Source organism: Roseobacter litoralis Och 149 (assembly GCF_000154785.2).
In the GTDB taxonomy this organism is placed as follows: Bacteria; Pseudomonadota; Alphaproteobacteria; order Rhodobacterales; family Rhodobacteraceae; genus Roseobacter; species Roseobacter litoralis.
Genome location: NC_015730.1, coordinates 2,630,672 through 2,656,767, shown reverse-complemented (window position 1 = coordinate 2,656,767; position 26,096 = coordinate 2,630,672). Strand labels below are relative to the sequence as shown.

Annotated in this window: 22 protein-coding genes; 19 read left to right on the top strand and 3 right to left on the bottom strand. The window is 58.7% G+C overall.

Annotated features, from left to right (window positions below; translation table 11 throughout):
- Window positions 1-60: 60 nt before the first annotated feature.
- Window positions 61-1,218, bottom strand: coding sequence for an alpha-hydroxy acid oxidase (locus tag RLO149_RS12575; protein ID WP_013962475.1), 1,158 nt, complete (start codon window positions 1,216-1,218; stop codon window positions 61-63).
- Between the two features lie 106 nt (window positions 1,219-1,324).
- Between RLO149_RS12575 and RLO149_RS12570 the strand changes: the two genes are divergently transcribed.
- Both RLO149_RS12570 and RLO149_RS12565 read left to right on the top strand, forming a co-directional pair.
- Window positions 1,325-3,931, top strand: a complete 2,607-nt coding sequence (locus RLO149_RS12570) for an ATP-dependent helicase (protein ID WP_013962474.1) — start codon at window positions 1,325-1,327, stop codon at window positions 3,929-3,931.
- A gap of 137 nt (window positions 3,932-4,068) precedes the next feature.
- On the top strand, window positions 4,069-4,770 hold the full coding sequence (locus RLO149_RS12565) for a DUF1868 domain-containing protein (RefSeq protein ID WP_013962473.1): 702 nt from the start codon (window positions 4,069-4,071) through the stop codon (window positions 4,768-4,770).
- Window positions 4,771-5,062: 292 nt separating this feature from the next.
- Here RLO149_RS12565 and RLO149_RS12560 read toward each other — a convergent pair whose 3' ends face one another.
- A complete protein-coding gene (locus tag RLO149_RS12560) occupies window positions 5,063-5,302 on the bottom strand; it encodes a DUF1127 domain-containing protein (RefSeq protein ID WP_013962472.1) in 240 nt (79 codons plus the stop codon).
- Between the two features lie 218 nt (window positions 5,303-5,520).
- Here RLO149_RS12560 and RLO149_RS12555 point away from each other — a divergent pair, with 218 nt between their 5' ends.
- From RLO149_RS12555 to murD, 9 genes are all read left to right on the top strand, one after another.
- Window positions 5,521-6,594 (top strand): Mrp/NBP35 family ATP-binding protein, encoded by a 1,074-nt coding sequence (locus RLO149_RS12555; protein WP_013962471.1) that lies wholly within the window; start codon window positions 5,521-5,523, stop codon window positions 6,592-6,594.
- A gap of 649 nt (window positions 6,595-7,243) precedes the next feature.
- Window positions 7,244-7,777: a division/cell wall cluster transcriptional repressor MraZ gene (gene mraZ, locus RLO149_RS12550; RefSeq protein WP_013962470.1), complete on the top strand. Its 534-nt coding sequence runs from the start codon at window positions 7,244-7,246 to the stop codon at window positions 7,775-7,777.
- Between the two features lie 3 nt (window positions 7,778-7,780).
- Window positions 7,781-8,773, top strand: a complete 993-nt coding sequence (gene rsmH, locus RLO149_RS12545; RefSeq protein ID WP_013962469.1) for a 16S rRNA (cytosine(1402)-N(4))-methyltransferase RsmH — start codon at window positions 7,781-7,783, stop codon at window positions 8,771-8,773.
- A complete protein-coding gene (gene ftsL / locus RLO149_RS12540; protein WP_013962468.1) occupies window positions 8,773-9,132 on the top strand; it encodes a cell division protein FtsL in 360 nt (119 codons plus the stop codon). The genes rsmH and ftsL overlap by 1 nt, the downstream gene beginning before the upstream one ends.
- Complete coding sequence (locus tag RLO149_RS12535) at window positions 9,129-10,910, top strand: peptidoglycan D,D-transpeptidase FtsI family protein (RefSeq protein ID WP_013962467.1); 1,782 nt, start codon at window positions 9,129-9,131, stop codon at window positions 10,908-10,910. Before ftsL ends, RLO149_RS12535 begins: the two co-directional genes overlap by 4 nt.
- A gap of 18 nt (window positions 10,911-10,928) precedes the next feature.
- On the top strand, window positions 10,929-12,410 hold the full coding sequence (locus RLO149_RS12530) for a UDP-N-acetylmuramoyl-L-alanyl-D-glutamate--2,6-diaminopimelate ligase (protein WP_013962466.1): 1,482 nt from the start codon (window positions 10,929-10,931) through the stop codon (window positions 12,408-12,410).
- A complete protein-coding gene (locus RLO149_RS12525) occupies window positions 12,407-13,837 on the top strand; it encodes a UDP-N-acetylmuramoyl-tripeptide--D-alanyl-D-alanine ligase (protein WP_013962465.1) in 1,431 nt (476 codons plus the stop codon). Before RLO149_RS12530 ends, RLO149_RS12525 begins: the two co-directional genes overlap by 4 nt.
- A gap of 9 nt (window positions 13,838-13,846) precedes the next feature.
- The gene (mraY, locus tag RLO149_RS12520) at window positions 13,847-14,929 is read left to right on the top strand and encodes a phospho-N-acetylmuramoyl-pentapeptide-transferase (RefSeq protein WP_013962464.1); all 1,083 of its coding nucleotides are present in this window, start codon (window positions 13,847-13,849) and stop codon (window positions 14,927-14,929) included.
- A 55-nt stretch (window positions 14,930-14,984) separates the two neighbouring features.
- On the top strand, window positions 14,985-16,379 hold the full coding sequence (gene murD, locus RLO149_RS12515; RefSeq protein WP_013962463.1) for a UDP-N-acetylmuramoyl-L-alanine--D-glutamate ligase: 1,395 nt from the start codon (window positions 14,985-14,987) through the stop codon (window positions 16,377-16,379).
- A 9-nt stretch (window positions 16,380-16,388) separates the two neighbouring features.
- On the opposite strand, the gene RLO149_RS12510 is transcribed toward murD, so the two are convergent.
- Entirely contained in the window at window positions 16,389-17,561 is a 1,173-nt protein-coding gene (locus tag RLO149_RS12510; protein ID WP_013962462.1) for a BaiN/RdsA family NAD(P)/FAD-dependent oxidoreductase, read from the bottom strand.
- 132 nt (window positions 17,562-17,693) lie between these two features.
- Between RLO149_RS12510 and ftsW the strand changes: the two genes are divergently transcribed.
- From ftsW to ftsA, 8 genes are all read left to right on the top strand, one after another.
- A complete protein-coding gene (gene ftsW, locus RLO149_RS12505; protein ID WP_013962461.1) occupies window positions 17,694-18,863 on the top strand; it encodes a putative lipid II flippase FtsW in 1,170 nt (389 codons plus the stop codon).
- Window positions 18,860-19,960 (top strand): undecaprenyldiphospho-muramoylpentapeptide beta-N-acetylglucosaminyltransferase, encoded by a 1,101-nt coding sequence (gene murG / locus RLO149_RS12500; RefSeq protein ID WP_013962460.1) that lies wholly within the window; start codon window positions 18,860-18,862, stop codon window positions 19,958-19,960. Before ftsW ends, murG begins: the two co-directional genes overlap by 4 nt.
- The gene (gene murC, locus RLO149_RS12495; RefSeq protein WP_013962459.1) at window positions 19,957-21,363 is read left to right on the top strand and encodes a UDP-N-acetylmuramate--L-alanine ligase; all 1,407 of its coding nucleotides are present in this window, start codon (window positions 19,957-19,959) and stop codon (window positions 21,361-21,363) included. The genes murG and murC overlap by 4 nt, the downstream gene beginning before the upstream one ends.
- A 19-nt stretch (window positions 21,364-21,382) precedes the next feature.
- Window positions 21,383-21,631, top strand: a complete 249-nt coding sequence (locus tag RLO149_RS12490; RefSeq protein ID WP_013962458.1) for a DUF2484 family protein — start codon at window positions 21,383-21,385, stop codon at window positions 21,629-21,631.
- Between the two features lie 9 nt (window positions 21,632-21,640).
- Complete coding sequence (gene murB, locus RLO149_RS12485; RefSeq protein ID WP_013962457.1) at window positions 21,641-22,570, top strand: UDP-N-acetylmuramate dehydrogenase; 930 nt, start codon at window positions 21,641-21,643, stop codon at window positions 22,568-22,570.
- Between the two features lie 107 nt (window positions 22,571-22,677).
- Complete coding sequence (locus RLO149_RS12480; RefSeq protein ID WP_013962456.1) at window positions 22,678-23,598, top strand: D-alanine--D-alanine ligase; 921 nt, start codon at window positions 22,678-22,680, stop codon at window positions 23,596-23,598.
- Complete coding sequence (locus tag RLO149_RS12475) at window positions 23,586-24,467, top strand: cell division protein FtsQ/DivIB (RefSeq protein WP_013962455.1); 882 nt, start codon at window positions 23,586-23,588, stop codon at window positions 24,465-24,467. The genes RLO149_RS12480 and RLO149_RS12475 overlap by 13 nt, the downstream gene beginning before the upstream one ends.
- Window positions 24,468-24,470: 3 nt before the next feature.
- The gene (ftsA, locus tag RLO149_RS12470; protein WP_174270235.1) at window positions 24,471-25,805 is read left to right on the top strand and encodes a cell division protein FtsA; all 1,335 of its coding nucleotides are present in this window, start codon (window positions 24,471-24,473) and stop codon (window positions 25,803-25,805) included.
- Window positions 25,806-26,096: the final 291 nt, after the last annotated feature.

The window sequence follows — 26,096 nt, the reverse complement described above, 5'->3', positions numbered from 1 at the left end:
CGCTGCCGCAGTGCAGCATTTCGCTGACGTAAAGTAAAGCACCAAGAGACCCTCATCCCTTCAAGCCACAGGTCCGGAGGCGCTCAGATCAAACGGCGACGGCAATTCTCTGATCGTTCGCGCGCCGAGCTGTCCCATATTGGCCTCAATATCCTTGGTCAGAATCTCAATCAGATGATCGACGCCGATCGGTCCAAGGGCGGCCAACGCATAGTGGAACGCCCTTCCCAGCATGACGAAATCTGCACCGCATGCATAGGCGCGCAGAATATCAAGGCCTCCCTCAATGCCGCTGTCGAAAATCAGCGGCAGGTCCGTCGCGGCGCGGATCTCACGCAAGGCGTCAATGCTGGCAGGGGCTGCATCAAATTGGCGACCCGCATGATTTGAGACCCAGATCGCATCAACGCCGCGTGATTTAAGGGGCTGTGCATCCCTGGCGCGCAGCACGCCTTTGAGTACAAAAGCCCCATCCCAGGCGTCGCGTAACCAACTGACATACTCCCAGTCGGGGGAGGTGCGCAAAAGATATCCGGCGTGTTGTGTGGAAGACAGCGCACTTTCGGTTTTCGGGGTATATTTCTCAAGCCCGCGCATACGGGGCATGCCGCGCTGTGCCATCCCCCAGGCCCATGCCGGTGTCGTCGCCACCTGTGCCAGCAGGCGCGGTGTCAGGCGGGGGGGCTGTGTCAGGCCAGACCGGGTCTGACGCTCGCGGCGCGAGGCGACGGGCACATCCACCGTCAGCACCAAGGTGCTGAAACCAGCAGCGCGCGCGCGCTTCAGCATGTCGGTACGAATGGCTTGGTCGCGCGGCGGGTACATCTGAAACCACGCATCCGGACCCAGATGCGGCGCGACGTCTTCGGGGGATTGGCTTGCAACGGTGGACAGCGAATAGGGGATCTGCGCGCGGGCAGCGGCGCGGGCCAGATGCCCTTCGGCATCGGGCCACATCAGCCCGGACATGCCCACCGGGGCGATCCCGAAGGGCAGGGGGCGTTCGACACCAAGGAATTGCGTGCCGAGATCCGGGGTGAATTCGCCATGCAGGATCGAGGGATGCAGGCCGATCCAGTCGAGCGCGCTGCGGTTTCGGCGCTGGGTTGCCTCGGTGCCTGTCGCCGAATCAAGATACTCCCACACGAATTTCGGCATGCGGGTGCGTGCGCGGGTCCGCAGATCAGCAATCGCGGGATAGCGGTTGTGCAGGCTCATGCGCCTATTTGCCTGCCAGATCAGAGGATTGTCCAGAGCGGAAAAGCTGCAGAACAGAGTGTGAACTTCTCTTTATCTCCGGACAACCGCGCGCTAGGGTGCGTTTATGAGCAATTTTGATGACATGGACGCTTTTGAGGGCGCTTCGCTCTCCGCGCAGGCGATGGCCGCGCGCCCGCAGCCGTATCTTGACGGGTTGAACCCCGCGCAACGAGAAGCCGTGGAGCAATTGGACGGGCCGGTCCTGATGCTTGCCGGCGCAGGGACGGGCAAGACGCGGGCGCTGACTGCGCGGATCGTGCATCTGCTCAACACAGGGCGCGCACGCCCGAACGAAGTTCTGGCGGTGACCTTCACCAATAAAGCAGCGCGCGAGATGAAAAACCGCGTTGGTGCAATGTTGGGCCAACCGGTCGAAGGCATGCCATGGCTTGGCACCTTTCATGCGATTTGTGTCAAACTGCTGCGCCGCCATGCGGAACTGGTTGGATTGAAGTCGAACTTCACCATTCTGGACACAGATGATCAGTTGCGCTTGCTCAAGCAATTGGTGTCTGCCGAAAGCATTGACGACAAACGCTGGCCTGCCCGGCAGCTGGCCAGCATCATAGATGGCTGGAAAAACAGCGCTTTTACCCCTGAAAAGGTGCCGACGGCGGATGCGGGAGCTTATAACCACAAAGGCGTCAAGCTTTACGCACAGTATCAGCGACGCCTGATCGAGCTGAACGCGGTCGATTTCGGCGATCTGCTGCTGCATATGGTGACGATATTTCAGACGCATGACGACGTGCTGAAACAATACCAGCGCTGGTTCGCCTATATCCTCGTGGATGAGTATCAGGATACGAACGTCGCGCAGTATCTGTGGCTGCGGCTCTTGGCGGCGGGGCATAAGAATATCTGCTGTGTGGGGGATGATGATCAGTCGATCTATGGCTGGCGCGGGGCGGAGGTGGGCAACATCTTGCGGTTCGAAAAAGACTTCCCCGGCGCCCATGTGGTCCGTTTGGAGCAAAATTACCGCTCCACCCCGCATATTCTGGCGGCCGCATCCGGCGTTATCGAAGGCAACGAAGGGCGGTTGGGCAAGACACTTTGGACTGCTGCTGACGAAGGCGAGAGAATTCGTCTCATCGGTCATTGGGACGGCGAGGAAGAGGCCCGCTGGATAGGGGAAGACATCGAAGCACTTTGTGATGGTAGTTCTTACCTCGCTAAGAGAAGGCAGAATTCGCGGTCTCAGCAAATTATGGAAGAAGTGAAGCGTCTTGATAATAACGATGCGCTTTTGGGCCTCAACAGTATTGAGCAACTCTTGGAACGTTTGAAGCAGCACGAGAGCTTTCTTTCAAAGGAAAAAAACCGTGATTTGTTGTGGGAACTAACAACTCGGCAACAAGAAGGCCTGTCGTTGGAGCCAGTGTTTCTTAGGTTCAATTCAGAAGAAATCGCGATCCTTGTGCGCGCCAGCCACCAGATGCGTGCCTTTGAAGATCGCTTCCTGACCATCGGTCTGCCCTACCGCGTGATCGGTGGCCCGCGCTTTTATGAGCGGATGGAGATCCGCGATGCGATGGCCTATTTCCGCGTCGTCGTCAGCCCGGATAATGATCTGGCGTTTGAGCGGATCGTGAACACTCCCAAACGCGGCCTTGGCGACAAGGCGCAACAGACCATTCAGGTGACAGCGCGCGCAAATGGCGTTTCCCTCTTTGAAGGCGCGCGACTGGCCGTTGCCCAAGGGTTGATCAAAGGCAAGGGTGGCACAGAACTGCGCAAACTGGTTGAGGGGATCGATCGGTGGATCGCTATGCTGCATCAGCGCAAACATGTGGACGGGGATGTGGTCATTGACGACGGGGGCGAGGGCGCGCTTGCGTTCTCTCACATTGAGCTTGCTGAGGTTATCCTCGACGAAAGCGGGTATACGACCCATTGGCAAAACGAAAAAACACCCGAGGCGCCGGGGCGTCTGGAAAACCTCAAGGAACTGGTCAAAGCACTGGAAAACTTCGAAAACCTGCAGGGATTTCTGGAACATGTCAGCCTGATCATGGACAATGAAAGCGATGATGGCGGCGCTAAAGTGTCGATCATGACGTTGCACGCGGCCAAGGGATTGGAATTTCCCATGGTATTTCTGCCGGGGTGGGAAGACGGGCTTTTCCCCTCGCAACGCTCCATGGATGAAAGCGGGCTCAAGGGCCTCGAAGAGGAGCGCAGGCTGGCCTATGTGGGGATCACCCGCGCTGAAGAGGTCTGCACCATATCCTTCGTGTCGAACCGTCGCGTTTTCGGGCAGTGGCAAAACGCTATGCCGTCCCGTTTTATCGACGAGTTGCCGCAAGCGCATGTGGAAGTGCTGACGCCGCCCGGACTTTATGGGGGCGGATACGGGGCAGCCGCGCCGCGCAGCACCTTGCATGATCAGGCGGCGGAGGCGAATGTATATAACTCCCCCGGTTGGCGACGGTTGCAGGCGCGCAGTCAGGAGCGTTCTGTTGCTCAGCCACGCGAAATAAAAAACACGGTCATCGACGCATCGGCACTGTCCAGTTTTGTAATTGGAGAGCGCGTTTTTCACCAAAAGTTCGGTTACGGTACCATAGCCGGGATCGAAGGGGATAAGCTGGAGATCGGGTTTGAAAAGGCGGGCACCAAAAAGGTCGTTGCCAAGTTTATCACCGCAGCAGATGACATCCCATTTTGAGGAAATAGTCTCTGTAGATATGCATTACGGTAGCAGTTGGGTGATTGCCGTGAGCCACGAACAGCTTGCCCGATGATAATCGAAACCCATTATCGTTGGGCTTGAAACGGTACTGCCTATGGGAGCACAAGTACATTATGACGAACCCCCATATTCTCAAAGTAGCCAAACGCAACAACCCTAACGAACCGGCGCGGCTTGGCCAGCGTTATAGTCATACCGCTTTTCTACCCGAAGCTGGCAATACGGTCATCTGCCATCTCGATACAGACCACCCGGGCCATCGCGCGATACTGCATGCGCGATCAAGAATTCAAGCGCTGCCCGGTGCCAAACGGTTTCTGTTCACGCCAGCTTCCAGCTTGCATATGACCGTGTTTGAAGGTGCCATCGAAACCCGCCGCACCGCAGATGCATGGCCGTCTGGCCTCGATCGGCAGGCGGACATGGACGATGTGACGGCGCATGTGATTGAACGGCTTTCCAACTTTGCGCCACCGCCTGCATTTTCTGTGCGTGTCGGGAAGGTTGTACCCACAGGGCTCGCTCTGAAGGGGGCGACAGTGCGGGACGAAAAGATACTGCGTGCATGGCGTGACGCATTGACCAAACCCTTTGGGTACAGGCACAAAACGCACGACACATATGAATTTCATATGACGTTTGGCTATTGCATTGACTGGCTGAGCGACGACGAAGTGCCGATTTGGGAGAGCGCTTTGAAATCCATCCACGCAGACCTTGTCAAAGAAGCGCCCGTGGTGCCCCTTAAAACCCCCGCCTTCAGCAGGTTTGCGGATATGACGCGGTTTGAAGAACTGTTGGTTTTGCGCGCCTGATCTTTCCCAAACGCGACTACCGTACGGCGGTAACCCCGAGAGGGGATGTTGTCTCTTATGTGCTTGAAAAGGGACGGTGGCGCCCGGGAGGAGGATAGGCGCCACCGCCTTGTAACAGACCATCCCAGGGAGGAGGAAGGAATGATCTGATCCGGTTCTTACGAACGACCCTGTCGTCGGTAAGCGCATGGGTAAAACCACATGCATTTGTTTGTGAACGGCGACATCTGGGAGGAGGATAGATGCCGCCGCCAACATGCGGGCGTCTCAGGGAGGAGATAAAGCCCGAACGTCAGTAGGCCCGGTGAGCCATTTGTTTCGTTGCAGCCTGCATCGCTATGTCCTTCAGCGCATAGCGGCTCAAGCCAAGGTCTTCGAGTTCACGATCGCTCAGAGCGCGCAGCTCATTCAGCGAGTTGCGATAAATTCTGTAGCGCGCGTGCGTCACGGCTGTCTGTTCCAACCCGTGAGCAACCCGCGCCAGCAACCGCTCAAGCGCGCTCGGTGATTTGATGTCGTTGTAATATGTCATTTGCTCGTACTCTCAACTGGTCATGTCTTGCTACCATACTTAGGATAATGCTGCGCTTGCACAATGGTTACCGTCAACATTTCTGCTATGCAGCAATTGCATGGGGGAAGAGGGTGAATGCTGTGCGTGTCGCCCAACTTTTAGGCAATTGAATGCTGCCGGTGGTACTTCGGTTTTCAGTTGCTATATGGAGTGGCGAATATGAGGGGTAATTAGGCATGTCTATCACGAAAGCTGAAATCGAAGCCGCGCTGGATCGTGTCCTGCTGCCGGATGGGCGCAGTCTAATTGCGCATGATTTGATTCGCGCTTTGGCGATTGATGGCAGCACTGTGCGCTTTGTGATCGAAGCGCCAAGCCCCGAGGTTGCCCGCCAGATGGGCCCTCTGCGCGACGCGGCTGAAAAGACCGTGTCCCAATTGCCCGGCGTGCAATCGGCATCCGTCGCACTGACAGCGCATGGTCCTGCAGAGGCGAAACCCGCAGCGCCGAGCCTAAAAATCGGGGGGCACCCCAAACCGCAAGCCGGTCCGACCAAGCCGAGCGGCGTGCAGCGCATCTTGGCCATTGGTTCAGGCAAGGGCGGCGTCGGGAAATCAACGGTGTCCTCTAACCTTGCTGTTGCTCTGGCCAAGGCGGGGCGCAAGGTTGGATTGCTGGATGCGGATATTTATGGCCCCAGCCAGCCGCGCATGATGGGCGTGAACAAGCGGCCCGCCAGCCCGGACGGCAAGACCATCATCCCACTGCACGCCCATGGTGTGACGCTGATGTCGATCGGCTTCATGATGGAAGAGGGCAAGGCGGTTGTCTGGCGGGGTCCTATGTTGATGGGCGCACTGCAGCAAATGTTGGGGCAGGTAGAGTGGGGCGAGCTTGACGTGTTGCTGGTCGATTTGCCGCCCGGTACGGGTGATGTGCAACTGACGCTATGTACAAAGTCGGAACTGACGGGCGCAATTGTCGTGTCGACCCCTCAGGATGTGGCGTTGATCGACGCGCGCAAAGCACTGGATATGTTCGCGACGCTCAAGACACCTGTGCTCGGGTTGATCGAGAACATGTCGATGTTCGTCTGTCCCGACTGCGGATCGGAACACCAGATTTTCGGGCAGGGCGGTGTGGCCGCCGAGGCGGACAAGCTTGGCGTGCCATTGTTGGGTACGCTACCGATTGACCTCGAAACCCGGCTTGCCGGGGATGGCGGCACACCAATTGCGGTGGGAGAAAGTGCCATGGCGCAGGCCTATGGCCGTATCGCGGACGGTCTTATCAAAGGCGGTATGGCTTGACCTACGTGAATTTTCGTCGCGCATGCGCCTCTTTGTGCTGACACGGGAAATTATGGGAACTGGCTAAAATGCTGCTGGTTCTGTGATTTGATTCTGGTCGACTGCTGTATTCATCTGTGTAAAGGCTGCAAAATGTACTCGTTTTCCCAGATTTCACGCGTATCTCTTAGGATTTCCGGGAATTGAGGGGAAATTTCATGATGCGCTATTTCGGACCACATATGGTGTGTCATCTGCAGGTTGATGCCAATATGTATTAGGCTGTTGCGATTTTCGGAATTATTGCTAATGATCGCTCAGCGTGAATTGGCCACAGTTGTGATAAATTTCAAAAAATTCCCTTGCTTCACCATGAATTCCCATACTATACCTGTCCTCACAAGATGAGAACGGGACCGGGGCATCAAACGACCCCACGCAGATAAAAACTCTAGCAGGTTTCATACAGGCATCTCGCTTTCATCACGACAGAGATCCGGCGCGTGAGCGAGCAGACATCCCCCCAGGTGGCGCGCGCAGCTGGACTTCCCCGCACAGCGGGACGAGGGCGGCGGGTTGATCAGTGGCAGCAGATCAACCCGCCGTTTCCATTTCAAGACAGGGGGATAAGCGTCAATCTTAAAGTGACGCATGAGATTGGGATAAGGCAGTGAGCCGCAGGTTCAGAGGCGAGAGCCATCACAAGGTCGATGCAAAGGGGCGAGTGTCTATTCCAGCCTCTTTTCGCCGTGTGATTGAGGCTTGTGACCCGAACTGGACGTCCGGCGCGGCACCTGAGCTTGTCATCGTCTATGGCGATCATCGCCGCAGTTTTCTGGAATGCTACACCATCGAAGCGATGGATGAGGTGGATGCCAAGATCGCCGATCTTGCGCGCGGAACACCCGAACGCAAGATCATGCAACGGCTTTTTCAGGGGCAGTCTTTGACGATTGCGGTGGACGAAACCGGTCGGCTGGTCTTGCCAGCAAAGCTGCGTCAAAAGATTGGCCTCGACAAGGAAGCGTTTTTCATCGCTGCGGGCGATACGTTCCAGATCTGGAACCCAGACACATATGACACAGAAGAAACCGCCAAGACCGAAGCCCTGCTTGACGATCTGCCGGATGATTTCGACCCACTGATTTTGCTGGACGGTGCGCGTCTTGACGATGTGCGCAGCACTGGTGAGCAGGGGGGGTAAGGTATGGCTGCTGCTGCCACAGCTGACACGACACCGCCCCATATCCCTGTTTTGCTGTCCGCCATTCTGGACGCGGTTGCCCCCGTACACGGCGATTGGCTGGATGGCACGTTCGGGGCTGGCGGATATACGCGCGGGCTTCTGGAGGCTGGTGCAGATCGTGTGATCGCGGTCGACCGCGATCCGCTGGCCTTCGAAATGGCGGCCGATTGGGCTGACGCATATGGCGCGCGGCTGGTGCAGCAACTTGGTGTTTTCTCGAAGATGGACACATATGCCGACGCGCTTGACGGTGTGGTGCTCGACCTTGGTGTCTCCTCCATGCAGCTGGATCTGGCGGAGCGCGGGTTTTCCTTCATGCGCGATGGTCCGCTGGACATGCGGATGAGCCAGGAGGGCCCGTCTGCGGCGGATATCGTCAATGAGGCCTCCGCTGAAACCATCGCAAACATCTTGTTCCAATACGGCGAAGAGCGCGCAAGCCGACGGATCGCCAAGGCCATCCTGACCGAGCGTGCCATCGCGCCGATCACGACGACGCTGCATCTGGCCGGAATAATTGAGCGTTGTCTGCCGCGCTCCAAGCCGGGTCAATCGCACGCCGCAACGCGCAGCTTTCAGGCCCTGCGGATTGCGGTGAACGATGAATACGGTGAGTTGTATCAGGGGCTTATGGCCGCTGAACGGGCCTTGAAACCGGGTGGTCAGTTGGCCGTTGTCACGTTTCATTCGGTTGAGGATCGCATGGTAAAGCGGTTTTTGACCGCGCGGGCAGGCGCGGGCGGCAATGCAAACCGTTTCGCACCCGAAGTGCAGCGGGATGCGCCCGCTTTTACTCTGCGCTCGCGCAAGGCAATCGTGGCGGACTACGCGGAAGTCGCGGCAAACCCGCGCGCGCGGTCGGCCAAATTGCGCATCGCGGTGCGCACGGATGCGCCAGCGGGTGAGATAGATGCAAAATCGGTCGGCATGCCGGTCGTGAAAGCGGGGAACTGATGCGGACATTCTTGTTTATTGTGACCACCCTCGGCGTTATCGCGCTGGCGTTCTGGGCCTATCGTGAGAACTACGCAACGCAGGCAGCGCTGGCGGAAACACGCGAATTGCGGCAGGACATCCGTGCCGCGCATGAACGCCTGTCGATGCTCAAGGCGGAATGGGCCTATCTGAACCGTCCGGACAGGCTGCGCGATCTGGCCGAGATTAATTTTGACCGCCTTGGTTTGTTGCCGCTGCGCCCTGAACAGTTCGGTCATGTGGATCAGGTCGCTTATCCGCCAGACCCCCTGATTGAGATCAGCGACATCGTTGAACTGGCGAACCTCACAGAGACAGACGCCGAGGTAGGCCAATGATCCGGACACCGCTACGCCCGCTTGCCCGAATACTTGATGCGCGCAGCAAGGGCGAAAACCCCGATGCCATTGAGCGTGAAAATATCCGCATCCGCCACGAACAGATGCGCGATCAGGCGCGCCAGCGTGCCGAGGGGCGGCTCTTGGTGTTAGGGCTGTTTTTCGTTGTGGCCTTTGGTGTTGTCGGCCTGCGCATGGGGATGCTGGCCACCTCCGAACCGACCGAGCCGCGCGTCGACGCACCCGGTGCGCAAATTCATGCCGCGCGGGCAGATATCGTGGATCGTCACGGCAACCTCTTGGCGACGAATTTCGAAACCCACGCGCTTTACGCGCAACCGCCGCAAATGATCGACCCCGAGCACGCAGCGCAGGAACTTGCCAAGGTCTTTCCCGATCTGGATGCGGCGGACTTGCTCGAAGACTTCACCGGCAAGCGCAAGTTTTTATGGGTAAAGCGCAAGATCAGCCCCGAGCAGATGCAAGCCGTGCATGAAATTGGCGATCCGGGCCTGCTTTTTGCGACGCGCGACATGCGTCTTTATCCCAACGGTCAACTTGCTGCGCATGTTTTGGGCGGTGCCAGCTTTGGTAAGGAAGGCGTCAAAGCGGCCGAGGTCATCGGGGTCGCAGGGGTCGAGAAATACTTTGACGAGTATCTGCGCGATCCTGCAACGGTCAGCCAACCCTTGCAATTATCGCTTGATCTGACTGTGCAGGCAGCAGCTGAGCGCGTGCTTTATGGTGGCATGAAACTGATGAATGCAAAGGGCGCCACGTCAATTCTGATGGACGTGCACACTGGCGAAGTGATCAGCGTTGTGTCCTTGCCCACCTTTGACCCCAACAACAGGCCGCGCCCCGCGACCTCTGGTGATGCGTCGGACAGCCCGCTTTTCAACCGCTCGGTGCAGGGCGTGTACGAATTGGGATCAACCTTCAAAATATTCACAGTGGCACAGGCGATGGACCTTGGCCTTGTCAATCCTGACAGCATAATCGACACCAAAGGCCCGCTGCGCTGGGGCAAGCACCGTATTCGCGATTTCCGCAATTACGGCGATGAGATGTCGGTCACAAAGGTGATTGTCAAAAGTTCGAACATCGGGACGGCGCGTATCGCGCAAGATATTGGCGTTGCGAGACAAAAGGCATTTCTCGGCGAACTTGGGATGCTTGAAACCACTGGCTTTGAGATTGTCGAAGCCGCAACCGGCAGACCCCTTTTGCCGCCCAACTGGTCTGAATTGAGCACGATGACGATTTCCTATGGGCATGGTTTGTCCACGTCTCCTATGCATCTGGCGGCGGGCTACGCGGCCATTGCGAATGGCGGCTACCGCGTGCAGCCGACTATTTTGAAAGCGACCAACCCTGAAAAAGGGCCGCGTGTGTTCAGCGAAAGCTCATCCGCCGCGTCGCGCAAGATGTTGCGTCAGGTTGTCACCGAAGGCACGGCAAGCTTTGGCAATGTGGAAGGTTATGCGGTCGGCGGCAAAACCGGCACAGCGGATAAACCGGGCAGTCGGGGCGGATATTATGAAGACAAGGTCATCGCCACATTTGCCTCCATTTTCCCGATTGATGACCCGAAGTATGTTCTGATTGTCACCCTTGATGAACCGGTGGAAACCACCAGCGATGAACCACGCAGGACAGCGGGCTGGACGGCCGTACCTGTCGCGGCTGAAATGATCCGCCGCGTCGCACCTTTGCTTGGGCTAAGACCAACCGTTGAACCCTTGGCCACGCGCGATATAACCCTGACCAGTAATTAAACCGCAAAGGCGGGTGCAATGCTCGGGCAGACAAAAACACTTTCCCAACTGGGGCTCACAGCGCGCGATGGGCGGCAGGCGGCGCTGACGGGGCTTGCCGTTGACAGCCGCGATGTGAAAGACGGATATCTTTTTGCGGCCTTGCCCGGGTCGAGGATCCACGGCGCTGAGTTCATCCAATACGCTTTGCGCATGGGCGCGTCAGCCATTCTGACGGATATCGTTGGCGCGCGGTTGGCGGCCACCGAACTGGGCGCAAGCGACGCGGCCCTCGTGATATCCGATGATCCGCGCGAAGCTCTGGCGCGCACGGCAGCTTTATGGTTCGGGGCGCAGCCAAAAACCATGATCGCGGTGACAGGGACGAACGGCAAGACATCCGTTGCGACCTTTGTGCGGCAAATCTGGACGCTGCTGGGGCATGAGGCGATCAATTTGGGCACAACGGGCGTCGAAGGCGCATGGAGCGCGCCGCTAGCCCACACCACTCCGGAACCGATCACGCTGCACCGCGCGTTGGCTGAGGCCGCGCGGGAGGGTGTGACCCATGCCGCGATGGAGGCCTCAAGCCACGGGCTTGATCAGCGCAGGCTGGACGGCGTGACGCTGGCCGCCGCCGGGTTCACGAATTTCACGCAGGATCATCTGGATTACCACGCCACCTTCGAGGATTATTTTGCCGCCAAGGCGGGGCTGTTTGCGCGCGTGCTGCCCGAAGACGCCAAGGCCGTCATCAACATTGATGTGGATCGCGGTGTCGATATGGCCGCGATTGCCAAAGCCCGCAATTGTCCCGTGATTACCGTAGGACGGGATAGTGGCGATCTGCATCTGGGGAATATTCAGGTCGATGCTACCGGGCAGGTGGTATGTTTCATGCATCATGGCAAGCAATATGTGCGCCGCCTTGGGTTGATCGGCGGCTTTCAGGCCGAAAACGTGATGCTGGCGGCGGCTTTGGTGATCGCCTGCGGGGAAGAACCGCCGCACGTATTTGACACGCTGGAGCATCTGAGCACCGTGCGGGGCCGTATGCAGCTTGCGGGCACGCGCGACAATGGGGCCACGGTCTTTGTCGATTATGCCCATACGCCCGATGCGATTGCCACGGCACTCAAGGCGCTGCGACCGCATGTTGTCGGTCGTTTGATCGCCATTGTCGGTGCAGGCGGGGATCGGGACGCGACCAAACGCCCCCTGATGGGGCAGGCAGCGGCGGAAAATGCGGATGTGGTGTTTGTGACAGACGATAATCCGCGCTCCGAAGACCCAGCCACCATCCGCGCGGCGGTTTTGCTCGGTGCGCCCGAAGCGATCGAAGTCGGCGACCGGGCGGAGGCGATCCTGCGCGGCGTTGACGCGCTGGGGCCGGGGGATGCCTTGTTGATCGCGGGCAAAGGACATGAAACCGGGCAGGTTGTGGGCGATGATGTGCTGCCCTTTGATGATGCGGAACAGGCAAGCGTGGCGGTCGCTGCTCTGGACGGGAGGCTGGCATGACCCTTTGGACATCCGCAGAGGCGGCAGCGGCCACCGGCGGCACAACGACGCCGGAGTGGCAGGCCACAGGTGTGTCCATTGACACACGCACCCTGCAAGCGGGGGATATATTCGTCGCTCTGAGCGATGTGCGGGACGGGCATGATTTTGTGCAACAAGCGTTGGACAAAGGGGCGGCAGCAGCACTGGTCAGCCATGTGCCGCAAGGTGTGCCCGAGGACGCGCCTCTGTTGATGGTCAAGGATGTTCAAAGGGCCCTCGAAGACCTTGGACGGGCGGGCCGCGCCCGCGTGGGCGGCAAAGTGGTCGCGGTGACGGGAAGTGTCGGTAAGACCTCGACCAAGGAAATGCTCCTCGCGATGTTGTCCGATCAAGGCAAAACGCATGCTTCGGTTGCAAGCTACAACAACCATTGGGGGGTGCCGCTGACGCTGGCGCGCATGCCGCGTGACACGGAATTCGCGGTAATCGAAATCGGCATGAACCACCCCGGAGAGATCGCACCGCTCGCCAAGATGGCCGCGCCGCATGTGGCGCTGATTACCACGGTTGCGGCGGCGCATCTGGAAGCCTTTGAGGACATCACGGGGATTGCTGTCGAAAAAGCATCCATCTTTGAGGGCGTCGTGCCGAACGGTGTCGCGATCCTGAACGCAGATGTCGAAACATCCGCAATTCTGATGGCCAAGGCACAGGACTGCAGGTTGCGCGACATTACGTTTGGCGAACACGGGTATGATTTCAAATTGATGCGCGCGGATTTGCAAGGCGACACAACTGTGGTGCGCGCGCAGATGGGCGAGGTGCCGATCCTGTACAAGATCAACTCGCCGGGGCGGCATTTTGCGATGAATGCGCTGGGGGCAGTGGCTGTTATGGCCGCCCTGCGTACGGATGTGGCGCTGGCTTTGGGCTCGCTTGGGCGCTGGACACCCTATAAGGGCCGCGGCCAGCGGGAACGCATTTATCTCGACAGCGTCGATACGCGGCTTTTCGTAGATCTGATTGATGACAGCTACAACGCCAACCCGACCTCAATGGCGGCAGCCCTTGAGGTGCTCGCTGCCGCTAAGGTGACAAACGACATCGGGCGCGTCTCGAAGGGGCGGCGGATTGCCTATCTCGGCGACATGAAAGAGCTTGGACCTGATGAAGTCGCGTTGCATGCGGGCCTTGCGCATTTACCCGCCACAAAAGAAATCGACGTGATCCACTGCATCGGCCCGGTCATGCGTGCGCTCTACGACGCTCTGCCGGAGCCGCAGCGCGGCACGTGGTTTGAAACCGCTGAAGAGGCCGCCACCCGCGTAAAAACACATATCGACAGCGGTGATGTGGTCCTTGCCAAGGGGTCACTGAGCATGAAGCTCGCCTGCGTCGTTGACGCCATCCGCAAAATGGGACATGCCCCGCTCGACGAAGAATAGGAATTCGCGATGCTCTATTGGTTAACGCTGCTGTCGGACGGAGGGGATTTTTTCAACCTCTTTCGCTATATCACATTTCGGGCAGGCGGCGCGTTTCTGACGGCATTGATATTCGGCTTTCTGTTCGGACGCCCCCTGATCAACGTGCTGCGGCGCAGACAGGGCAAGGGCCAGCCTATTCGCGATGATGGTCCCCAGGGCCATTTTGCAAAGGCTGGAACACCGACCATGGGTGGTTTGCTGATCGTGGGGGCATTGCTGACCTCCACGCTGCTCTGGGCGCGACTGGACAATCCGTTTGTGTGGATTGTGCTTTTTGTAACCATTTCCTTTGCGATCATCGGTTTCATGGACGATTACGCCAAGGTTTCCAAACAAACGACGGCGGGTGTGCCGGGCAGAGTGCGGCTCCTGCTGGGTCTCGTGATCGCGGCCATCGCATCCTATTGGGCGGCGCAATACCACCCCGAGGCCTTGCAGAACCGGCTGGCCCTGCCGGTGTTCAAGGATACGCTGATCAACCTCAGTTACTTTTTTGTGCCGTTTTCGGTGATCGTGATTGTCGGGGCGGCGAATGCGGTTAACCTGACGGACGGGCTGGACGGGCTGGCGATCATGCCGGTCATGATTGCGGCAGGCACGCTTGGCGTGATTGCCTATGCGGTCGGCCGGGTTGATTTCACCGAATACCTTGATGTGCATTACGTGCCGGGAACGGGCGAAATCCTCATCTTTACGGCCGGTATCTTTGGCGGGGGCTTGGGCTTTTTGTGGTACAATGCACCGCCTGCAGCCGTCTTCATGGGCGATACCGGCAGCCTTGCTTTGGGCGGCGCATTGGGCGCAATCGCGGTATCCACCAAACACGAAATCGTTCTGGCCATCGTGGGTGGTCTGTTCGTGATTGAGGCGCTCAGCGTCATCATTCAGGTGCTCTATTTCAAATCTACCGGCAAGCGCGTATTTTTGATGGCCCCGATCCATCACCATTATGAGCAGAAAGGCTGGGCGGAAAGCACCATTGTCATCCGCTTCTGGATCATTTCGCTCATCCTCGCGATCATCGGACTTGCCACGCTGAAAGTGCGTTGATGCTGGGTATCGTGCGGAACAAAATTCTGGACCTGACCCGCAACGGGGCTCTGAAGTGATCCCGGTTCAGGGGCTGAGAGGCGCAAAAGTCGCTGTGCTGGGGCTTGGTCGGACAGGCATGAGTGCCGCGCGTGCCCTGAAAGAAGGGGGCGCGCTGGCGTTGTGCTGGGACGACAACCCGGACGCCCGCGCACGTGCGCAAAACGAGGGCTTTGACTGCACACCGTTTCGTTCGGTGTCTGATTTTGACGACATCGCCCGGCTGATCGTCAGCCCGGGTATTCCGCATCTTTATCCCGCCCCGAACCCTGTTGTTCGTCTCGCGTTGCAGGCAGGGGTGCCGGTGGACAACGACATCGGCCTGTTCTTTCAGTCCTTCGCGACGGAGGATTGGTCCAATTTTGACATCGCCCCCCGCGTTGTGGCCGTCACCGGATCCAACGGAAAATCGACAACATCCGCGCTGATCCACCATATTCTGGAACATGTGGGCCGCCCGGCGACCTTGGCTGGAAACATAGGCCGCGGGGTGCTTGATATTGACCCGCCCCATGATGGCGAAGTCGTGGTTCTGGAACTGTCCAGTTATCAGACGGACCTTGCGCGCAGTCTGACGCCCGATGTGGCGGTGTTTACCAACCTGTCCGAAGATCATCTGGATCGGCACGGGGGTATGGGCGGGTACTTTGCGGCCAAGCGCCGGCTGTTTGCCGAAGGCGGGCCGGACCGTGCGATCGTTGGGGTTGACGAGGACGAAGGGCTGTCTCTGGCGGGGCAGCTTGCGGAGGGTCGCGCGGATGATCGTGTTATTCGCATTTCGGTTGCGCAAAAGCTGACCGGACCCGGTTGGCAGGTTTTTGCGCGCAAAGGGTTTTTGTCTGAATACCGCAAGGGCAAGCAGATCGCGTCGATTGATCTGCGGTCTGTGCCGGGCCTGCCGGGCGTTCATAATCACCAGAATGCCTGCGCGGCTTATGCTGTGTGCCGGTCCTTGGGTCTTGCGCCCAAAGTGATCGAGGCGGCGCTGCATTCGTTTCAAGGGCTGCCGCACCGCAGCCAGCTGGTCGGCGAAAAAGACGGTGTGCGCTTTGTGAACGACAGCAAGGCGACAAATGCCGATGCCGCCGCCAAGGCGCTGGCGGCCTTTCCATCCATCCGCTGGATCTGCGGCGGGCTGGAAAAAGATGGCGGGATGGACGCCTTGCGCGACGCGAGCGCTTCAGTGGTCAAAGCCTATGTCATCGGTCGCGAAGCGGCGGCTTTTGCCATGAAGCTCCCGGTTGAGGCCGAGATTTGCACAACGATGGCGCAGGCCGTGGAAAAAGCGGCGCGCGAGGCCGAGGCGGGCGATGTTGTGCTGCTGGCACCGGCGGCGGCGAGCTTTGATCAATATGACAATTTTGAGCAACGTGGCGACGATTTCACCCAAGAGGTCGCCAAGTACCTTTAACCGCCGGTTTCATGCCAGCGCGCGGGCGGTCGCCATGGCGGACGACCACGCCCATTGAAAGTTATATCCGCCGAGCCAGCCGGTGACATCCACGGCTTCACCTATGAAAAACAGACCGGGGACCTTCTTGGCCTCCATCGTTTTTGACGACAGATCATCGGTATCGATGCCGCCCAAGGTCACTTCGGCTGTGCGGTAACCTTCCGTGCCGGAGGGGTGCAATGTCCATTTTTCCAGCGCTCCGGTAATGCCGGCGAGTTTTGCATCGGACTGATCCGCGATATTGCCGCTCAGGTCGAGGGTTTGCGCCAGCGTCTCCACCAGCCGCGCGGGCAGGAAATGCGACAGCTCGTTGGTCAGCTTGCGCGCGCCCGACTGGCTCCGTTTTTCTTTCAGGGCCTCAAACAGATTGGTGTCTGGCATCAGGTTCACATCAATCGGGCTGCCCTCACGCCAATAGGAGGAAGCCTGCAAGACGGCCGGTCCGGACAGCCCGCGGTGGGTGAAAAGAACCGCTTCGTCAAAACTTGTGCCACCTGTTGTGACGCGTGCAGGCGCCGCCACGCCCGCGAGCGGGGCAAAACGCCCTTCGGGAAAGGTGAATGGCACCAGCGCGGGTCGGGTTTCAGTGACGCGCAACCCGAATTGGCGTGCGATATCATAGGCAAGCCCGGTCGCTCCCATCTTGGGAATGGATTTTCCGCCGCTGGCAATCACCAGCGTTTTGCAGTGCACCCGGGTGGTCTGGCCGTCCTTTACGAGGTTGAATTCATAGCCATTGACGGTCTTCACAAAGTCCTGCGCCTGTGTTTGTAAACGCAAATCAACGCCGTTCTCTTGCATAAGACCGCGCAGCATGGCGATGATCTCTTTCGCGGAAGTGTCACAAAACAACTGGCCCAGTGTTTTTTCGTGCCAAGCGATCCCGTGTTGATCAATCAGATCGATAAAGTCCCACTGCGTGTAACGCGCCAAGGCGGATTTGGCGAAATGTGGGTTCTCTGACAGGAAGGCATGCGGGCCGCAGTGCATATTCGTGAAATTGCACCGCCCGCCGCCGGAGATACGGATTTTCTCACCGGGCGCGCGGGCGTGATCCACCAGCAGAATGCGCCCCGGCGCATAGGCGGCGCACATCATGCCGGCGGCACCTGCGCCAATTATTGCCACATCAACTTGCATGGCGGCCAACTGGCCTGAAACGACAGATATTACAAGGCTTGAGGCTAGCTTTGCGGTTCAAATCAGGCTATGCTCTGCGAATAGACCTCGAAAACGGGGCGCATCGGCAGTGAATTACTAAGGCAGACATCCATGACGGAAATGGTCTATGGCGCGGTACCGGTTCGTGATGGCGAACCGATCCTCCCCAAGTGGTGGCGGACAATCGATAAGTGGTCGCTGTCCTGCGTGCTTATCCTCTTTGCCGTGGGCCTTTTGCTGGGGCTTGCAGCCTCGCCGCCGCTCGCAGCCAAAAACGGGTTTGAGCCCTTTCATTATGTGCAGCGACAGGCGTTTTTTGGCACATTTGCGCTGCTGGCAATGATCATCACCTCCATGATGCTGCCGACGCTGGTGCGGCGCTTGGCGGTTATTGGCTTTATTTGCGCCTTCATCGCCTTGGCGTTGTTGCCTTTCTTCGGGACAGATTTCGGCAAAGGGGCTGTGCGCTGGTACGGCTTGGGCTTTGCGTCCTTGCAGCCTTCAGAGTTTTTAAAGCCCGGTTTTGTGGTTGTCACCGCATGGATGATGGCGGCTTCGGCTGATGTGAACGGTCCGCCCGGCAAGACATGGTCGTTTGTTTTATGCGTGACGATCGTACTGATGCTGGCCTTGCAACCTGATTTTGGACAGGCCTGTCTGGTGCTGTTTGGCTGGGGTGTCATCTATTTTGTTGCGGGTGCGCCGATGCTCTTGCTGGTCGGCATGGCGGCGCTTGTGGTGGCAAGTGGGGCGATTGCCTATTCCAACTCGGAACACTTTGCGCGGCGCATTGATGGTTTCCTGAGCGCTGAGGTGGACCCGACAACGCAGCTTGGCTACGCCACCAATGCCATTCAGGAAGGTGGCTTTTTCGGTGTCGGTGTGGGCGAGGGGCAAGTGAAATGGTCCCTACCTGATGCGCATACAGATTTTATCATCGCTGTTGCCGCCGAAGAATACGGGCTGATCCTCGTGCTTGTCGTGATCGCGCTTTATGCCTGTGTGGTTGTACGCTCGCTGATGCGTCTGGTGCGTGAGCGTGATCCGTTCATTCGTCTGGCTGGAACCGGTCTTGCCTGCATGCTCGGCGTGCAGGCGATGGTGAACATGGGCGTGGCTGTGCGTCTGTTGCCCGCCAAGGGCATGACGCTGCCCTTTGTCAGTTACGGGGGCTCATCCGTGATTGCATCCGGGATCGCCGTTGGCATGTTGCTGGCCTTTACGCGCACGCGCCCTCAGGGTGAGATCAGCGATTTGTTGTCGCGTGGACGCACCCGATGAGCGCGCCGCTCTTGTTGATCGCCGCCGGGGGCACGGGCGGGCATATGTTTCCCGCGCAGGCCCTGGCTGAGGCGATGTTGAACCGAGGCTGGCGCGTCAAGCTGACCACGGATGCGCGTGGCGCACGCTACACCAGCGGTTTTCCGCATTCGACAGAAATCGAAGAGATCAGCAGCGCGACCTTCGCGCGCGGCGGTATCGCCTCAAAAATCGTCGCTCCATTCAAGATCGGTGCAGGTGTTTTGCGCGCCTTGCTGAGCTTTCGGCGGGATCGACCAGCCGTGGTAGTGGGTTTTGGCGGCTATCCGACAATCCCGGCGCTTGCTGCGGCCTTTGTGATGAAGCTGCCCCGCATGATCCATGAACAGAACGGGATTTTAGGGCGGGTGAATACCGCCTTTGCCAGCCGTGTTGATGCGATTGCCTGCGGTACTTGGCCGACCGATTTACCCGAAGGCATTGAGGGATATCACACCGGCAACCCGGTGCGCAAAGCCATTCTGGAGCGGGCGGAGGCGGGATATATCTGCCCCGGCGATTATCCGATGGAAGTGCTCGTGATCGGCGGCAGTCAGGGTGCGCGCATCCTGAGTGATGTGATCCCCCCAGCCATCGCATCGCTGCCGATGGCGATGCTCAGGAACCTCCGGGTCAGCCATCAGGCGCGCGATGAAGACGAAGAGCGTGTGGCGAAATTCTATGCGGACAATGGCGTGCAGGCCGAGGTGCAGCCTTTCTTTCAGGATGTGCCGCGTCGTATGACCGAGGCGCAACTGGTGATCAGCCGTTCCGGTGCTTCCTCTGTCGCGGACCTTTCTGTGATCGGACGGCCGTCCATATTGATCCCCTTTGCCGCAGCCACCGGGGATCATCAAACCGCGAATGCGCGCGGGCTGGTTGAGGCAGGTGGTGCCATCATGGTGCCCGAATCCAAGGCATCCCCAGAGGCGCTGGCCACCCAGATACTTTCAGTGCTGGACAATCCGACCGCTGCGATGCAAATGGCGACCGCTGCCGCGCGATTTGGCAGACCTGAGGCCACTGAAATGTTGGCACAAATGGTCGAAGGGCTGGCAGAAAAAGGGCAAGGGACATGAACGCAGCAACAAAACTGCCCGGCGATGTTGGGCTCATTCATTTCGTCGGTATTGGCGGCATCGGTATGTCTGGCATTGCCGAGGTTTTGCTTAACCACGGCTACCGTGTTCAGGGTTCTGATCTGAAACCTACACCCATCACGCGGCGCCTTGAAGAGCTTGGCGCGCGTATATTCGAAGGCCAGCGGGCCGAAAACATTGAAGACGCTGAAGTTGTGGTCATCTCAAGCGCGATCAAGCCGGGCAATGCGGAGCTCGATGCGGCCCGTGCCAGTGGATTACCCATTGTGCGCCGCGCTGAGATGTTAGCTGAACTCATGCGTTTGAAATCAAATATCGCAGTTGCGGGTACCCATGGCAAAACCACCACGACAACCATGGTGGCGACGCTTCTGGATGCGGGGGAGTTTGATCCAACTGTCGTCAATGGCGGGATAATCCACGCCTATGGCTCAAACGCGCGCAAGGGCGAGGGCGAATGGATGGTGGTCGAAGCCGATGAAAGCGATGGCACGTTCAATCGTTTGCCTGCAACGATTGCGATCGTCACGAATATTGACCCCGAACATATGGAACACTGGGGGGATTTTGACACGCTGCGCCAAGGGTTTCTCGATTTTGTCTCCAACATCCCATTCTACGGCGTTGCGGTGTGCTGCACGGATCATCCCGAAGTGCAGGCTTTGGTGGGTAAGATCACCGACCGGCGGGTGATCACCTATGGGTTTAACGCGCAGGCCGACGTGCGCGCTGTCAATCTGCGCTATGCGTCAGGTGTCGCGCACTTCGATGTTGCCCTTCAGGCCGAAGGCATCGTGATCGAGGATTGCAGCCTGCCCATGCCGGGGGATCACAATGTCTCCAACGCGCTGTCAGCCATTGCGGTGGCGCGCCATCTGGGCATGAAGGCCGAGGTGATCAAGACAGCCTTGGCCGCGTTCGGCGGCGTTAACCGTCGGTTTACCCGTGTGGGCGAAATTGACGGTGTGACGATTATTGACGACTACGGCCACCACCCCGTTGAAATTGCGGCGGTATTGAAAGCTGCGCGGCAGGCCACGGAGGGTCGCGTGATTGCGGTGCACCAGCCGCATCGGTATTCCCGTCTCTCAAGCCTTTTTGATGATTTCTGCGCCTGTTTCAACGATGCGGATGTGGTCGGTATTGCCGAGGTTTACGCGGCGGGCGAAGACCCCATTCCGGGCGCCGGTCGTGACGATCTGGTCGCAGGGTTGATCCGCCACGGGCATCGACACGCACGCGCCGTGGTCGGCGAAGATGATCTGGAACGTCTGGTGCGCGAACAAACCCGCCCCGGTGATATGGTTGTTTGCCTTGGGGCGGGGACGATCAGCACCTGGGCCAACGGTCTGCCGGCACGATTGCAAAAAGGGGCCGCTTGATGGCGCAGGAGTTTCCTTCATGAGCATTTCTCTGACACTGGCGGCTTTGTGGGCTGTTTTGGCAAACGTTCTTGCAATGACGCCCAGTCGGGATCACCACTGGCGCAACGCCTATATGCTGATCGCGGTGGGCATCCCGATCGTGGGCTATGTCACCTCGCAACATGGCCCTTGGGTCGGCATGTTGATCCTTGGTGCAGGCATGTCGGTGCTGAGATGGCCGGTCATTTATTTTGGGCGCTGGATCAAACGCCGCACGTTGCGTTAAACAGCGCACATGAGTGATATGCCAGCAGTCCGGGGCCGCCTGACGCAGGGACGGCCCTTGAGCGATCTGACATGGTTGCGTGTGGGCGGGCCTGCAGATTGGCTGTTTCAGCCCGCGGATATGCAGGATTTGTATGCATTTCTGGTCAGCTTGCCACCGGATGTCGAGGTTTTTCCCATGGGTGTGGGATCAAACCTGATTGTGCGGGACGGCGGATTGCGCTGCGTGGTCATACGCCTTGGGCGGGGGTTCAACCAGATTGAAATTACCGGTTCCCGTGTTGTCGCCGGGGCTGCGGCGCTGGATGCGCATGTGGCGCGCAAAGCGGCGGATGCCGGGCTTGATCTGACGTTCCTGCGCACGATCCCGGGGAGCATTGGCGGGGCTGTGCGTATGAATGCGGGATGTTATGGCAGCTATACAGCTGACGTGCTGGTCGAAGTGCAGGTTGTCAGCCGCACGGGCGAGGTCAGCACCTTGTCGGCCAGTGATCTGCACTTCGGATATCGTCACAGCACGTTGACCGAGGGGGCCGTTCTGACAAAAGCGATCTTTGATGCCCCGCGCGGCGATCCTGATACGTTACATGCCCGGATGGCCGACCAACTGGCCAAACGCGATGCGACGCAACCCACCAAAGAGCGAAGTGCGGGGTCGACCTTTCGCAACCCGTCGGGATTTTCATCCACAGGTAGAAGCGACGATGTGCATGACCTCAAGGCGTGGAAAGTGATTGACGATGCAGGAATGCGCGGGGCGCGGCTTGGCGGTGCGCAGATGAGCGAGATGCATTCGAACTTTATGGTTAACACCGGGCGGGCAACCGCCGCCGATCTGGAAGGATTGGGCGAAGAGGTGCGAAAAAAGGTTTACGATTCCAGTGGTATCACGCTAGAATGGGAAATTATGCGGATCGGTGAGAAGTTAAGTCCAGATTAACTCAAATTGAATTAAAATCCGCATGTAAATTGACGGTGAACCGGCGCAAAAGTCGGACGACTAAAAATAAAACGGGCCCTGAATGGGCTCATACCAGAGGCACCAAGGTGGGTCAGTCGAGCAGGACACCCCCGAAAGTGGCAGTATTATTGGGCGGACCTTCGGTTGAACGCGAAGTGTCGCTGTCCAGTGGGCAAGCCTGCGCTGCCGCTTTGCGGGACGAAGGATATGACGTCGTCGAAATTGACGCGGGCCAGCATCTTGGCGCGCGTTTGATCGACGTGGGCCCGGATGCCGTCTTGAATTGCCTGCATGGTCGTTGGGGCGAAGATGGTTGCGTGCAGGGCCTACTGGAGTGGATGGGCGTGCCCTATAGCCACTCCGGTGTTCTGGCCTCCGCCCTCGCGATGGACAAGCAGCGCAGCAAAGAGGCTTTCGTCGCGGCAGGCTTGCCAGTGGTCCCGAGCGTCATCGCCAAGGCGGCCGATGTGCGTATAGGCCATGTGATGCAGCCCCCCTATGTGGTCAAACCCAATAACGAAGGGTCCTCCGTGGGCGTTTACCTCGTTCATGAGGCCGCGAACGGCCCGCCACAGCTCTCGGAGGATATGCCACAAGAGGTCATGGTCGAAGCCTTTGCCCCGGGGCGTGAATTGACCACAACGGTGGTGGGGGATCGACCGCTGACCGTCACCGACATCGTGACAGACGGCTGGTATGACTATGATGCCAAATACAAACCCGGTGGGTCCCATCACGTTGTGCCTGCGGATATTCCTGCCGATATCTTTGATATGTGCATGGATTATGCCCTGCGCGCGCATCATGCCTTGGGCTGTCGCGGTGTCAGCCGCACGGATTTCCGATGGGATGAAACAAAGGGTGCCGCGGGCCTGATCCTGCTTGAGACAAACACGCAGCCGGGCATGACGGCCACGTCGCTTTCGCCTGAGCAGGCAGCGGCCACGGGCATGCCCTTTGGCAAGCTCTGCGCGTGGATGGTGGAGGACGCCTCATGCGACCGTTGATGCGAAACAGAGCGTCAGAGCGCGGCGTTGATCCGGCCCCTTCGCGGTGGGCGTGGCGCATGCAGCGGTTGTTGCTGACGCCTGCGTTTCTGCTTTTCTTGCGTGCCGGGGTGCCTGTTCTGGTGCTTTTTGGTGCGGCGACCTGGTGGCTGTCGGATACGGACCGACGTGCCGCCATCTGGGAAACGGTGGCCGAAGCGCGCGCCAGTTTCGAGACACGACCAGAGTTCATGGTGCAACTGATGGCTGTTGATGGCGCGACAGACGCGCTGGCCGCAGAAATTCGCAAGGAAGTGCCGCTGGACTTCCCGCTGAGTTCATTTGATCTCAACCTGAGTGATATGCGCGACCGTATCGTAGCACTTGATCCGGTGAAATCTGCCACCGTGCGTATCCGGCCGGGTGGTGTTCTGCATATTGATGTGGAGCCACGTATCCCGGTGGTCATCTGGCGCAATCCGCAGGGCCTCACGGCGGTGGATGTCAACGGAATACACGTGGGTCCGATCGCGCAGCGCATGGACCGGCCTGACCTGCCATTGATTGCTGGAACGGGTGCTACGGAACATGTCAAAGAGGCCCTGAACCTTTATCGCGCGGCGGGTCCTTTGGGGACGCGTCTGCGGGGGATTGTGCGGGTTGGAGAGCGCAGGTGGGACATCGTGCTTGACCGTGACCAGCGCATCATGCTGCCCAAAGAAGGCCCGGTCGAAGCGCTCGACCGTGTGATCGCTCTGGATACTGCGCAAGATATCTTAAGCCGCGATGTCAACCGGGTGGATCTACGTCTGGGCGCGCGGCCGACCGTTAAAATGAGTGACTATGCCACCAATGTCTGGTGGGAAATCCGGCAGGTATCAAGGCAATAAATGATGACCGATCTATATGACAGCCAACGACAAATGCGCAACATGCGCCAAGCCGCGATGCAACGTGGTGTGGTGGCCATTCTTGACGTTGGCACCTGCAAAATTACCAGCCTCGTTTTGCGATTTGATGGCGCGCCCCCTCTTGGGGATGAGGGGGAGATTGGCTCGCTGGCCGGGCAGTCCGGGTTTCGGGTGATCGGCGTGGGCACGACGCGCTCGCGCGGGGTGAGGTTCGGTGAGATCAGCGCCATGCCCGAAACGGAAAGAGCTATTCGCACCGCCTTGCAGGGCGCTCAGAAGATGGCGGGGATCCGTGTGGATCATGTAATCGCCTGTTTTGCCGGGGCTGAGCCGCGGTCTTATGGTTTGGACGCGCAGGTGCCGCTGGAAGGTGAGGCGGTCGGTGAAAATGACGTGGCGCGCGTTTTGGCAGCCTGCGATGTGCCGGATTATGGGGCCGGGCGCGAAGTGCTGCATGCGCAGCCGGTAAATTTCGCACTGGATCACCGCTCCGGCCTGCGCGATCCGCGCGGACAGTTGGGCAACAGCCTGTCGGTTGATATGCACATGTTGACGGTGGACGGTGACGCCATTCAACATCTTGCCCATTGTATCAAACGATGTGATCTGGAACTCGCGGGGATTGCCTCTTCGGCGTATGTCAGCGGCATCTCTTCGCTGGTGGAGGATGAGCAGGAACTCGGTGCGGCCTGTATTGATCTGGGCGGGGGCACGACGGGCGTGTCCATCTTTATCAAAAAGCACATGATTTATGCGGATACCGTGCGCATGGGTGGGGATCATATCACCTCGGATATCTCGATGGGGTTGCAAATTCCCATGACGAATGCGGAACGGATCAAGACATTTTACGGCGGTGTCCATGCCACGGGTGTTGATGACCGCGAAATGATCGAAATCGGGGGGGACACGGGCGATTTCGAACACGACAGACGCACGGCAAGCCGCGCAGAAGTGATTGGCATCATGCGCCCGCGCGTCGAAGAAATACTCGAAGAGGTGCGCGCGCGATTGGACGCTGCGGGTTTTGAGCATCTGCCAAGCCAGCAGATCGTGTTGACAGGAGGGGGCAGTCAAATCCCCGGGCTTGATGGTCTGGCCAGCAAAATTCTGGGTCAACAGGTGCGCCTTGGTCGCCCGCTCAGGGTTCATGGTTTGCCGCAAGCCGCCACCGGCCCCGCGTTTTCCTCGGTGGTCGGCCTGTCGCTGTTTGCCGCTCACCCGCAGGATGAATGGTGGGATTTTGACATTCCGACGGACAGCTACCCGCACCGCTCTTTGAAGCGCGCGGTCAAGTGGTTCCGTGACAACTGGTGACAATAACGGCGCAGGGGTCGAATCGACCTGACAGACGCTGAAAACACCCCAAAGGCAGACCGAGCAGTCCGCCCGCACAGACGAAAATACCCCGGTGCTTCAAGGGACCGGCGCCAAGGCTTTGCGCGCCGGCCTATGGCAGCACGGCAACTTTTCGCAAGATATTGCCGATCAGGTCAACTCTGAGCGGCCAAAGCACTAAAATTCCCCATATTTTGTGGTGTTTATGCGTTTTTTGCGTGACCCTTTGGCGCACAGGCGGTACACTGCTACGGGATTGGCAGAAAAAAA

Excerpts from the sequence above, each read along its gene's own strand:
- murC (WP_013962459.1), top strand. The coding sequence starts at position 19,957 with ATGAACGCAGCAACAAAACTGCCCGGCGATGTTGGGCTCATTCATTTC.
- ftsW (WP_013962461.1), top strand. The coding sequence starts at position 17,694 with ATGACGGAAATGGTCTATGGCGCGGTACCGGTTCGTGATGGCGAACCG.
- RLO149_RS12475 (WP_013962455.1), top strand. The coding sequence starts at position 23,586 with ATGCGACCGTTGATGCGAAACAGAGCGTCAGAGCGCGGCGTTGATCCG.
- mraY (WP_013962464.1), top strand. The coding sequence starts at position 13,847 with ATGCTCTATTGGTTAACGCTGCTGTCGGACGGAGGGGATTTTTTCAAC.
- RLO149_RS12530 (WP_013962466.1), top strand. The coding sequence starts at position 10,929 with ATGCTCGGGCAGACAAAAACACTTTCCCAACTGGGGCTCACAGCGCGC.
- RLO149_RS12535 (WP_013962467.1), top strand. The coding sequence starts at position 9,129 with ATGATCCGGACACCGCTACGCCCGCTTGCCCGAATACTTGATGCGCGC.
- RLO149_RS12490 (WP_013962458.1), top strand. The coding sequence starts at position 21,383 with ATGAGCATTTCTCTGACACTGGCGGCTTTGTGGGCTGTTTTGGCAAAC.
- RLO149_RS12525 (WP_013962465.1), top strand. The coding sequence starts at position 12,407 with ATGACCCTTTGGACATCCGCAGAGGCGGCAGCGGCCACCGGCGGCACA.
- RLO149_RS12560 (WP_013962472.1), bottom strand. The coding sequence starts at position 5,302 with ATGACATATTACAACGACATCAAATCACCGAGCGCGCTTGAGCGGTTG.
- RLO149_RS12570 (WP_013962474.1), top strand. The coding sequence starts at position 1,325 with ATGAGCAATTTTGATGACATGGACGCTTTTGAGGGCGCTTCGCTCTCC.
- murB (WP_013962457.1), top strand. The coding sequence starts at position 21,641 with ATGAGTGATATGCCAGCAGTCCGGGGCCGCCTGACGCAGGGACGGCCC.
- RLO149_RS12555 (WP_013962471.1), top strand. The coding sequence starts at position 5,521 with ATGTCTATCACGAAAGCTGAAATCGAAGCCGCGCTGGATCGTGTCCTG.
- RLO149_RS12510 (WP_013962462.1), bottom strand. The coding sequence starts at position 17,561 with ATGCAAGTTGATGTGGCAATAATTGGCGCAGGTGCCGCCGGCATGATG.
- murG (WP_013962460.1), top strand. The coding sequence starts at position 18,860 with ATGAGCGCGCCGCTCTTGTTGATCGCCGCCGGGGGCACGGGCGGGCAT.
- rsmH (WP_013962469.1), top strand. The coding sequence starts at position 7,781 with ATGGCTGCTGCTGCCACAGCTGACACGACACCGCCCCATATCCCTGTT.
- ftsL (WP_013962468.1), top strand. The coding sequence starts at position 8,773 with ATGCGGACATTCTTGTTTATTGTGACCACCCTCGGCGTTATCGCGCTG.
- RLO149_RS12565 (WP_013962473.1), top strand. The coding sequence starts at position 4,069 with ATGACGAACCCCCATATTCTCAAAGTAGCCAAACGCAACAACCCTAAC.
- ftsA (WP_174270235.1), top strand. The coding sequence starts at position 24,471 with ATGACCGATCTATATGACAGCCAACGACAAATGCGCAACATGCGCCAA.
- RLO149_RS12575 (WP_013962475.1), bottom strand. The coding sequence starts at position 1,218 with ATGAGCCTGCACAACCGCTATCCCGCGATTGCTGATCTGCGGACCCGC.